This is a genomic window from Plantibacter cousiniae (nom. nud.) (assembly GCF_977070315.1).
This window is the reverse complement of the sequence record NZ_CDRVEU010000003.1, coordinates 432,762-443,158: the sequence shown is the minus strand read 5'-3', so window position 1 is coordinate 443,158 and position 10,397 is coordinate 432,762. Positions and strand designations below refer to the sequence as shown.

Below are 10,397 nucleotides of genomic sequence, written 5' to 3'. Positions count from 1 at the left end.
TCAGGGCTTTTTTATTCGGCGATTACTGCAGGCTTATATTGGCCAGCGTAACGATAATGCCGATTGCCGCGACGACGGCGGCGACTGCGTTGATCGAGAACACCGTGCGCAGGGTTGTGGAGAGTCTCCACGGTTTCACGGCGAATGCATAAATCATCAGAAAGATGATCGCGAAGATTTCAACCTGCGCGAGCAGCACTACGGCGCTGCCAAACGCCATTGACCCGGACAGGGCATCAGCATCTCGCGACAGATAATATGTCAGCAGGGTGCCGATGATGGGCAGCCAGATCCCCAGGCTGATAAGGATCAGGGGAACGGGGTTGAAAGCGCGTGCTTTGTTTTCGGTGTCCAATGTTGTTCCTTGAAGGGTTGGCCAGGGCTCAGGGCTTGTCGATAACGGAAGCCTCTTGAGGCGGCTCGGTCTTCGCCGTGCGTATCTCTCGGTTCCATTGCAGGATGATCATCACCAGCGTCGGAATGCCCAGCAGCGCGGTGATCAGGAAGAAGTTGTGGTAGCCGTACTTTTCCACCACCACACCGGAATAGCCGCCCAGCAGGCGCGGTAGCAGCAGCATGATGGAGCTGAGCAAGGCGTATTGCGTGGCGGAGAACTTCAGGTTGGTGAGGCTCGACAGGTAGGCGACGAACGCCGATGTCGCCAGCCCGGAACTGAGGTTGTCCAGCGAGATGGTGAGGATCAGCATCTTCACGTTCGGGCCCATGTCCGCCAGCAACAGGAACAGGATGTTGGTCGAGGCTGAGGTCAGGCCGCCGATGAACAGGATCGGCATGATGCCGAAGCGCACGATCAGCAGTCCGCCGATACCGGCCCCCAGCAGGGTCATGATCAGTCCGAAGATTTTGCTGACGCTGGCGATCTGGTCCTTGGTAAAGCCCTGATCGATGTAGAACACGTTGGCCATGACGCCCATCACCGTGTCCGACATCCGGTAGGTCGCGATCAGGCCCAGCAGCAGCAGCGCCTGCCAGCGGTAGCGCATGATGAAATCGTTGATCGGAGTGAGCACCGGTGCCAGTCCGCGGCGACCCATCGAGGACAGGCAGGCGATGGTCAGGAGCGTGTAGAGAATCGCGCGTAAAAACGCCCGGTCTTCCAGCAACAGGTCCATCCAGCTGGTGCCGTTGAACAGCACGCTGGCGAAGTCGGTATTGTAAAGTTGGGTAAACATCGCCGGTACGGAGACCAGCAGCACAATCAGCACGAACACCGAGGCCAACTGGTGCGAAAAGCCATAGCGCGCTGCCGACAGCTGGGTGCGCAGCGGCACCGGCGGCTCGCGCATGATCAGTGTGGTGACCAGGGCGGGCAGCATCAGCAGACCGAACAGCACATAAGTACCGGTCCACGCCGAATGCTTGTAGGCAAAGCCCGTCGAGCCGAAGCCCTCGGCGAAATACAGTGCACCCGCGGTCGCCAGCAGTGCAGCGACCCGGTAGCCGGACATGTAGCTGGCGGCGAGGGCAGCCTGTTGCGTGTCCTGGGCAATTTCCAGGCGATAAGCATCAATGGCGATGTCTTGCGTTGCGGAGGCGAAGGCCACCACTACGGCAATTGCGATCAGCCAGGACAAATGCTTCTGCGGATCGCAGAAACCCATGCCGATCAGGCCGAGAATCACCAGGCTCTGTGCCAGCACCAGCCAGGAGCGACGTCGCCCGAGTTTGCCGAGCAGGGGCAGACGCCATTGGTCGAGCAATGGCGACCAGACCCATTTGAAGGCGTAGGCAAGGCCGATCAGGCTCGCATAGCCGATGGTCTCGCGCGCGACACCGGCTTCGCGCAACCACACGGACAATGTCGAAAAGACCAGCATATAAGGCATGCCCGCAGCGAATCCGAGCAGCAGTAACACTAATGTCGACGGGCTGGCATATGCGGCGAGCGCGGCGCGCCAGGTTTTACGGGGCATGGGCTGGAATCTGCCTCAGGTTACGAAAACAAAGGGCGCACTCTAACCGCTGTGCTATAGGGGACGCCAGCCATGGCGCTGCATATCAACCCGATTATTCACAATGGTCACGCCCTCGGCGCGTAAACGTGCCCGTTGTTCGTCACCGGAAACGCTGCCGGGCGGCAGACTGAGCCGACCACCGGCGCCCAAAACCCGGTGCCAGGGCAGGGAAGAGCCGTCCGGCAGCTGGCTCAACGTACGTCCCACCCAGCGTGCAGCTCGGCCCAGGCCCGCCAGTTCGGCGAGTTGCCCGTAGGCGACTACTTTGCCTTCCGGTATCTGCGCCATCGTCAGGTAGAGGGCGGTGCGTCGCGCCTCGCTCGGCGATTGTCCTGCCGGGTAAAGTAATGTTAAGTCCGGGTCTGCCACGCGATAATCCTGTATAAAAACGATATTGATTGTCGTTCAGTGAACTTTTGGTTGTCCGGGCTGTCAGTTACCACCGTGCTTGGTGGTACATGGATCGTCCCGTCACCTCCCCCGCAGGAAAATGCCCGATTCCCGCCTTACAGAGCCTAGTTATCGCTTATGTTGTCCAGAACCCTGTTGTGCCTTGCAATCACTGCTGTTTCCACTCCATTGCTTGCCGATACCGTCTGGTTGAAGAATGGCGATCGCCTGACCGGCACAATCAAGGTGTTCGACGGCGGCAAGTTGCTGCTGCAGACCGAATACGGCGGCGCTATCGCGCTGGACTGGAAACAGGTCAAGACCCTGAAAAGCGATCAGCCGTTGCTGGTCAAGCAGGATGAGCATGGCGGCGAAGTCTCCAATTCGCTGCAGGCTGCGGATGACGGCAAGGTCGTGCTGGCCAATGGCGATGCGCCCAAGACCGTCGATCTGGCAAGTATCCATCAGATCATCAAGCCCAAGCCGGTTATCACGGATCTTGTCTGGAAAGGCAACATCGATGCGGCGCTGGATTTCCAGCAGGCCGAAAACGATACCAATGATTACAACGTCGCCTTCAAGACCTCGGCTCGTCATGGCGACTGGCGTCACAACGCCAAGGGCGATTACAACCGCGAGACCACCGACGATGTGGTTGGCACTGACAACTGGAGCGCCGAGTACTCGCTGGACCGCTTCCTGACCGAGAAATTCTTCTGGGACGGCCGCGTCAGCTACAAACGCGACAAGGTCGAGGATCTGTCTCGCCAGCGCGTCGTAGGTACCGGTCCAGGTTACCAGCTGTGGGATGACGAACTGGGTGCATTCAAGGTCGGTGCGCTGCTTAACCGTACCGATTTCGAGTTCTCCAACGACGAGAAGGAAAACTTCTATTCCGTTGCCGGCACCTGGGATTACAACCGTTACCTGATTGGCAAGAAGGTCGAATTCTTCACCAACGGCGAGCTGGGCAAGCCGCTGAGCTCCGTTGCCGATTACTCGCTGGATGTCGAGGCGGGGCTGCGCTACAAGGTGACCGACTGGGCGTCGCTTAACCTGAAAGCCGAGAAGAACGTCATCAGTGGTTCGAGCAATGGCGATGTCGACAAGACGCGCTACACCGCTGGCTTCGGCGTAAGCTGGTAAGCGAAGGGCGGGCGGCGCACACCCTGTGCGTCGCCCGCTGCTTTTACGCGCTGACTAGATTCGCATCGCGCCGTCCAGCTCAAGGATGCGTCCGCTGAAATAATCATTCTCCAGAATATAAGCCACCGAGTGTGCAATCTCGTCCGGCCTGCCCATGCGCTTGAGCGGGATCGCTGAGGTCATCTTCTCCAGGGCTTCGGGGCGCATGCTGCCGGTCATTTCGGTTTCAATGAACCCAGGCGCCACACCTGCCACGCGAATGCCGTAGCGGGCCAGTTCCCTTGCCCAGGTAACCGTCGCAGACGCCACGCCAGCCTTGGCTGCCGAGTAGTTGGTCTGTCCGATATTGCCCGCACGTGAAATCGACGAGATATTGATGATCGCGCCCTGACTCTTCTGCTCGATCATTTTCGCCGCCACTTCGCGGGTGCAGAGGAAGACGCCGGTCAGGTTGACGTCAATCACCGCCTGCCATTGCGCAAGGCTCAGTTTGGTCATCTCGCCATCCTTGACCTTGACCAGCAGGCCGTCACGCAGAATACCGGCGTTGTTGACCAGGCCATGAATGGCGCCGAAATCCTCGGCGACCTTGCTGACCGTGTCGACGACCTGTTCTTCATTGGCAACATTGCACAGATAAGCGCGAGCCTTGACCCCGAGTGCCTCACAGGCGGCGACAGCCTGATCGAGTTTCTCCTGATCGAGGTCCAATAGCGCCAGATTGGCGCCTTTGCCGGCCATGTATTCGGCCATGGCTCTGCCCAGCCCCTGGCAGCCGCCGGTGATGATTATCAGCTTGTCTTTCAATTCCATATGCGTGCCCAATCACAGTTGATCGTTTCCATGGCATCACTGGCGGGTTGCGAGTGCTTATGCCATAGCCAGAGCACGTTATAGGCTGTTTTTGCGCGTTCGTCTCGGCTCTGCCATCTAGCCCTGAAATACACCGATACACGTTTGTGAAGGCCTGGTTCAGCTCACTTGTGCGCATAATTTAGCGGTAAGCCAGATGCAGGGAGCTTGAATTAACGATCTTCTGACATCACATACGGTCTACTCGGAAGGCATTCTTCCCTTGAGGAACTCATTTGATGCGTGTTTTTTTGCTGCTGTTTCTATTATTCCCGGTACTTGAGCTGTTTCTGCTGGTTCGTGTCGGGATGTCCATCGGCTTTCTCTGGACGTTCCTGCTGGTCGTCGCGACGTCGATGCTCGGCTTGTTCGTGATGCGCGTAGCCGGTTTCGCGACGGCGCTGCGTGCACGCGAAAGCCTGGCGCGTGGCGAGTTGCCTGCGCAGGAAATGCTCGAAGGCCTGATGGTTGCCGTGGGCGGCGGCCTGCTGCTGTTGCCTGGTTTCATCAGCGACATTTTGGGTGTGATCTGCCTGCTGCCGATCACCCGTCGTCTGCTGATCAACAAGGTCCGCCAGCGCGCCCAGGATCAGGCCATGCGTCAGCGTGCCTTCGCCGATGATTTGCAGACACCTGCCAATCAGGGTGCTTCGAGTCATCGCCCGACGGCGATTCACCAGCCTACCCGCGAGCCCGACGTCATCGAAGGCGAGTTCGAGCATCGCGACAAGTAATCTTCCACACCCCCCGGCAGCGCGGCACCTCAGGGTGCCGCGTTCGTTTTGACCAGCCGGTTCGGGCGTAAAAAATTTCTACCCAAGACTTGTAATCACTTTGCTCGCCCTTATGTATGGGTCACCGCAAGGTTTCTGGCCTGAAGGCCAGACCGTATTCTGCGGTTCGCGCGTCGAACCGTAACCGGCAAGTCCGGATTTAAACCGGCCGGTGCACTCACCGGACGATCAAACAAACATAATCAGGAGATCGACAATGAAGCTTCGTCCTCTGCATGACCGCGTCGTCATCCGTCGCAGTGAAGAAGAAACGAAAACTGCCGGCGGTATCGTTCTGCCAGGTTCGGCTGCTGAAAAGCCTAACCGCGGCGAGATCGTTGCTGTGGGTACCGGCCGCGTGCTGGACAACGGCGAAGTACGTGCGCTGGCTGTGAAAGTGGGTGACAAGGTTGTGTTCGGCCCTTATTCCGGCAGCAACACAGTGAAAGTAGACGGCGAAGACCTGCTGGTGATGAGCGAGAACGAGATTCTTGCTGTCGTCGAAGGCTGAGTGCTCCCGCTGACTTCCGTTACTACTAAGTATTCAAGGAATAATGATCATGGCTGCTAAAGAAGTTAAATTCGGCGATTCTGGCCGCAAAAAAATGCTCGCCGGTGTAAACGTCCTGGCTGACGCAGTTAAAGCGACCCTGGGCCCTAAAGGCCGCAACGTTATCATCGAGAAAAGCTTTGGCGCTCCGCTGATCACCAAAGACGGTGTGTCGGTTGCCAAGGAAATCGAGCTTAAAGACCGTTTCGAAAACATGGGCGCGCAGCTGGTCAAAGACGTTGCCTCCCGTGCCAACGATGACGCCGGTGACGGTACTACTACCGCTACCGTTCTGGCTCAGGCTATCGTCAACGAAGGCCTGAAGGCTGTCGCTGCCGGCATGAACCCGATGGACCTCAAGCGCGGCATCGACAAGGCGACCATCGCCATCGTTGCAGAGCTGAAGAAGCTGTCCAAGCCTTGCACCGACACCAAGGCTATTGCCCAGGTCGGCACCATCTCGGCCAACTCCGATCACTCCATCGGCGACATCATTGCCGAAGCCATGGAAAAAGTGACCAAAGACGGCGTTATCACCGTTGAAGAAGGTTCGGGTCTGGAAAACGAGCTGTCTGTTGTAGAAGGCATGCAGTTTGACCGTGGTTACCTGTCCCCGTACTTCATCAACAAGCCGGACACCATGGTTGCCGAGCTGGACAGCCCGCTGCTGTTGCTGGTCGACAAGAAGATCTCCAACATTCGCGAAATGCTGCCGGTTCTGGAAGCAGTCGCCAAGGCTGGCCGTCCTCTGCTGATCGTTGCCGAAGACGTTGAAGGCGAAGCGCTGGCCACTCTGGTTGTCAACAACATGCGCGGTATCGTGAAAGTTGCAGCCGTCAAGGCTCCAGGTTTCGGCGATCGTCGCAAGGCCATGCTGCAGGACATCGCTGTTCTGACTGGCGGTACCGTTATCTCCGAAGAGATCGGCCTGAGCCTGGAAACCACTACCCTGGAACACCTGGGTAATGCCAAGCGCGTCATCCTGAACAAGGAAAACACCACCATCATCGATGGTGCTGGCGTGAAAACCGATATCGACTCGCGTATCTCCCAGATCCGTCAGCAAATCGGCGACACCAGCTCGGACTACGACAAGGAAAAACTGCAAGAGCGTCTGGCCAAGCTGTCTGGCGGCGTTGCAGTGATCAAGGTCGGTGCCGGTTCCGAAGTCGAGATGAAAGAGAAGAAAGCCCGCGTTGAAGACGCCCTGCACGCAACCCGCGCAGCCGTTGAAGAAGGCGTGGTACCTGGCGGTGGCGTGGCACTGGTTCGCTCCCTGCAGGCTATCGAAGGTCTGAAAGGCGACAACGCTGATCAGGACGTCGGTATCGCTCTGCTGCGTCGTGCAGTCGAAGCGCCTCTGCGCCAGATCGTTGCCAACTCCGGTGACGAGCCAAGCGTTGTTGTTGACAAGGTCAAGCAGGGTTCGGGTAACTTCGGTTACAACGCTGCTTCCGGCGAATACGGCGACATGATCGAAATGGGTATCCTTGACCCGGCCAAAGTGACTCGCTCTGCTCTGCAGGCCGCGTCCTCCATCGCCAGCTTGATGATCACCACCGAAGCGATGATCGCTGACGTGCCTGAAGACAAGCCAGCAGGCGGCGGCATGCCGGACATGGGCGGCATGGGTGGTATGGGCGGCATGATGTAAGCCGGCTTTACCCCTTAAGCTACGCCCATAAAGAACCCCGCCTTGTGCGGGGTTTTTTTATGGCCTTTCTGTGCCGGACCAATCAGTGCGTCGGTTGTATGTTGCTGTTCGCGAGGCCCTTGGGTTCGGGACGATAAAGCACGAAGTAATAAACCCCCAGGCAGATCAGCCAGCAGAACACTGCGGTCCAGATGTTATGGGAAAAGAAGTGCGCACCTTGCAGCATTCGCCCGACAGAGAAAACAGTTCCCAGGCCAAACGCCAGAGTCAGACCCATTTTCGCCATCCGTGGGCGACGGTCGCGAAGGGCGAAGAACAGTGCGAACAGGGTAAAGCCGGTCGCCGCATGCCCGCCCGGCCAGCAGCGTCCTGGTTTATCGGTCGCAGGGCGTGGGCTCAACAGTTCGCTGTAGGTTTCCTGACCACCGAATTCTTTCAGGCTCCAAGGGCATTGCACTGAAGTCACCACTTTCACCGGGGTAACGAAGGCGGTGGAAAGCGCCATGGACAGCACCAGGCAACCCAACTCTCTGCGCCACGGGATCAGGCGCTCTACCTTGAAGGACGCCGCGAAGCCGATCATGGCCAAAGCGCCGAATACCATGACCAGCTGTTTGGCGCGGTCGTGGAGAACGTCTTCGAGAAAATAACTGTGCCTGCCGACGAACTGCCCGCTGACGGGATCGAAGGCCAGCTTGGCGATGTCCATGTCCAGTGACGTCAGTTCCAGCAGCATGAGGATCAGCGCCACGGCAATGGGGATACCCAGGTAAATCCACGGGTTGATCGAACGGGAGTAGGGTGGGGCGACGGTTTTCGACATATCGAATCCAGATCTTTGAAGGGCATGCCGCGATTATTGTGTGCGACGGTTCGTCTCAAAGTGTGTCATGAGCCTTATGAATCATAGGTGAAAAAATCGTCATGCCATATCGGCGCTGGCCCTGACGCCCACTTCGTCTTAAGCTGCGCCAGCCCAAACTGCATATGAGAGTGCTTTATGCGAATTCTTCTGGTTGAAGACAACCGCGACATCCTGGCGAACATGGCCGATTACCTGGGCATGAAAGGCTATACCGTCGACTGCGCCCAGGATGGCCTCTCAGGACTGCATCTGGCAGCCACCGAGCACTATGACCTGATCGTTCTCGACATCATGCTGCCCGGTATCGACGGCTACACCTTATGCAAGCGCCTGCGCGAAGATGCCCGGCGCGACACGCCAGTCATCATGCTGACTGCCCGCGATCAGTTGGACGACCGCCTACAGGGTTTTCGCTCCGGTGCTGACGACTACCTGCTCAAGCCATTCGCCCTGTCTGAACTGGCCGCGCGGATCGAAGCGGTATTGCGTCGTGCCCAAGGCGGCGGGCGGCGTACCTTGCAGGTGGCCGATCTGGTCTATGACCTTGACACCCTCGAGGTGACACGTGAGGGGCGCATGCTCAAGCTCAACCCGGTCGGGCTCAAGCTGCTCGCCGTGCTGATGCAGAAGAGCCCGCATGTACTGCGCCGCGAGATTCTGGAAGAAGCCCTGTGGGGCGACGATTGCCCGGACAGCGACAGCCTGCGCAGCCATGTGCACCAGTTGCGTCAGGTGATCGACAAACCGTTTGGCAAACCGCTGTTGCAGACCGTGCATGGCGTGGGCTATCGCTTGGCCGAGGGCCGGGATGGAGTTTAAACAGAGTCTTGCCCAACGGATCATCATTGCCTTTGCATTGATGAGTGCACTGGTCGCCGGGTCGTTCGCCATCGGAATCATTTCCACCGTTCACCTGGTCGAAGAAAAGCTGATTTCCGCCGGCCTCGGGGGTGACCTCAACCGCCTGATGCTGATGGACAGTGTCAGCGACTGGAGCCACCGGCCCAAGCCCGACCAGTTGTTCTACTTTAGCAATGGTCCGGGTGACTTCGATCTGCCCAAGGATATTCGTCACCTCGAGCCAGGCTTCCACGAGGTGTTCCGTGGGCCGTTGTCCTACCACGCCATGATCGAGGTGGTGGATGGCCGGCATTACGCCCTGTTGCAGGATCAGAGCGATTTTGAAGAGCGTGAGCGGGTGCTGTTCGCCGTCGTGCTGGTCGGCTTCGTTCTGGCGCTGGCGCTGGCGGTGTTTCTGGGTTGGGTGCTGGCGCGCCGGGTCATGGCGCCTGTCGTACGTCTGGCCCGGCAGGTTCGTCACCGTGATCAGCTGCTTGGACTGGCACCGCCATTGGCGCCCGACTATGCCGCTGACGAAGTCGGCGAGTTGGCGGTGGCCTTCGATGCAACATTGGGTCGCTTGCGGCAGGCGCTGATCCGTGAGCGTATGTTTACCAGCGACGTGAGTCATGAACTGCGTACGCCGTTGATGGTGCTGGCCAGCTCTTGTGAGCTGCTGCTGGAAAACCCTGCGCTCGATCTGCGCGGCCGTCGTCAGGTCGAGCGTATCGGTCGCGCCTGCGAAGAAATGCGCGATCTGGTGCAAACCTTCCTCATGCTCGCGCGCACCCAGCGCGAAGACCCGGCCATGACGCCCAAGGCCACGCTGGTCGGGGTGGCCGAGCAATTGATCTCCCAGTGGCGTGACCCGATAGAGAGCAAGGGGCTGCAGTTGACCTACACGCCGCCTGCCGATGACCAGCTGTCCGATATTCGTTACAACGCGACCTTCCTGCATGCCGTGATGGGCAACCTGCTGCGCAACGCGCTGCATTACACCGATCACGGATTCATTGCGCTGACCCTGCACGCTGAAAGCTTCACCGTGGAGGACAGTGGCGTGGGCATTCCCGAGGAAAAACGCGAGGCGATGTTCGAGCCTTTCGTACGCGGCAACGAGCAGCGCGGAGAGGGGCTGGGCCTCGGGCTGTCACTGGTGCAGCGCATTTGCACCAATCAGGGATGGAGCGTCGATCTCACCCCTATGGAACCCCATGGTTGCCGGTTCAAGGTGACGCTCAACGTGGTCAAACCCTGACCTTCCTCTCGAGTAGACCGACCTGATTGGGTAGCGGCCAATTGACTGCACTTCGTCGATTGGCCACACACGGCCTCTAACTCTCTGTAAAAT

The 10,397-nt window shown here is 58.5% G+C and carries 11 protein-coding genes; 6 read left to right on the top strand and 5 right to left on the bottom strand.

Annotation, left to right across the window (positions count from 1 at the left end; genetic code table 11):
- Positions 1-22: 22 nt before the first annotated feature.
- From ACW55A_RS08785 to ACW55A_RS08775, 3 genes are read right to left on the bottom strand one after another with little or no spacing between them, the layout of a single operon-like run.
- The gene (locus ACW55A_RS08785; RefSeq protein WP_044310423.1) at positions 23-355 is read right to left on the bottom strand and encodes a hypothetical protein; all 333 of its coding nucleotides are present in this window, start codon (positions 353-355) and stop codon (positions 23-25) included.
- Positions 356-383: 28 nt separating this feature from the next.
- Positions 384-1,934 (bottom strand): AmpG family muropeptide MFS transporter, encoded by a 1,551-nt coding sequence (locus ACW55A_RS08780; RefSeq protein ID WP_003431435.1) that lies wholly within the window; start codon positions 1,932-1,934, stop codon positions 384-386.
- A gap of 54 nt (positions 1,935-1,988) precedes the next feature.
- Positions 1,989-2,345, bottom strand: coding sequence for an MGMT family protein (locus ACW55A_RS08775; RefSeq protein WP_003431434.1), 357 nt, complete (start codon positions 2,343-2,345; stop codon positions 1,989-1,991).
- Positions 2,346-2,504: 159 nt separating this feature from the next.
- On the opposite strand from ACW55A_RS08775, the gene ACW55A_RS08770 reads away from it, so the two are divergent.
- On the top strand, positions 2,505-3,512 hold the full coding sequence (locus tag ACW55A_RS08770) for a DUF481 domain-containing protein (RefSeq protein WP_003431433.1): 1,008 nt from the start codon (positions 2,505-2,507) through the stop codon (positions 3,510-3,512).
- A 54-nt stretch (positions 3,513-3,566) separates the two neighbouring features.
- Here ACW55A_RS08770 and ACW55A_RS08765 read toward each other — a convergent pair whose 3' ends face one another.
- The gene (locus ACW55A_RS08765) at positions 3,567-4,325 is read right to left on the bottom strand and encodes an SDR family oxidoreductase (protein ID WP_498810887.1); all 759 of its coding nucleotides are present in this window, start codon (positions 4,323-4,325) and stop codon (positions 3,567-3,569) included.
- 278 nt (positions 4,326-4,603) lie between these two features.
- On the opposite strand from ACW55A_RS08765, the gene ACW55A_RS08760 reads away from it, so the two are divergent.
- From ACW55A_RS08760 to groL, 3 genes are all read left to right on the top strand, one after another.
- A complete protein-coding gene (locus ACW55A_RS08760; protein ID WP_003363969.1) occupies positions 4,604-5,098 on the top strand; it encodes an FxsA family protein in 495 nt (164 codons plus the stop codon).
- Between the two features lie 256 nt (positions 5,099-5,354).
- Positions 5,355-5,648, top strand: a complete 294-nt coding sequence (locus ACW55A_RS08755) for a co-chaperone GroES (RefSeq protein WP_003304675.1) — start codon at positions 5,355-5,357, stop codon at positions 5,646-5,648.
- Between the two features lie 49 nt (positions 5,649-5,697).
- Positions 5,698-7,341 carry a chaperonin GroEL gene (gene groL, locus ACW55A_RS08750; protein WP_002555022.1) on the top strand — a complete coding sequence of 548 codons (1,644 nt, stop codon included), beginning with the start codon at positions 5,698-5,700 and terminating at the stop codon, positions 7,339-7,341.
- An 82-nt stretch (positions 7,342-7,423) separates the two neighbouring features.
- Here groL and ACW55A_RS08745 read toward each other — a convergent pair whose 3' ends face one another.
- Positions 7,424-8,164 carry a phosphatase PAP2 family protein gene (locus tag ACW55A_RS08745; RefSeq protein ID WP_455808445.1) on the bottom strand — a complete coding sequence of 247 codons (741 nt, stop codon included), beginning with the start codon at positions 8,162-8,164 and terminating at the stop codon, positions 7,424-7,426.
- Positions 8,165-8,341: 177 nt separating this feature from the next.
- Between ACW55A_RS08745 and colR the strand changes: the two genes are divergently transcribed.
- Complete coding sequence (gene colR, locus ACW55A_RS08740) at positions 8,342-9,025, top strand: two-component system response regulator ColR (protein ID WP_002555020.1); 684 nt, start codon at positions 8,342-8,344, stop codon at positions 9,023-9,025.
- Positions 9,015-10,304 carry a sensor histidine kinase gene (locus ACW55A_RS08735; RefSeq protein WP_003431432.1) on the top strand — a complete coding sequence of 430 codons (1,290 nt, stop codon included), beginning with the start codon at positions 9,015-9,017 and terminating at the stop codon, positions 10,302-10,304. Before colR ends, ACW55A_RS08735 begins: the two co-directional genes overlap by 11 nt.
- Positions 10,305-10,397 lie beyond the last annotated feature (93 nt).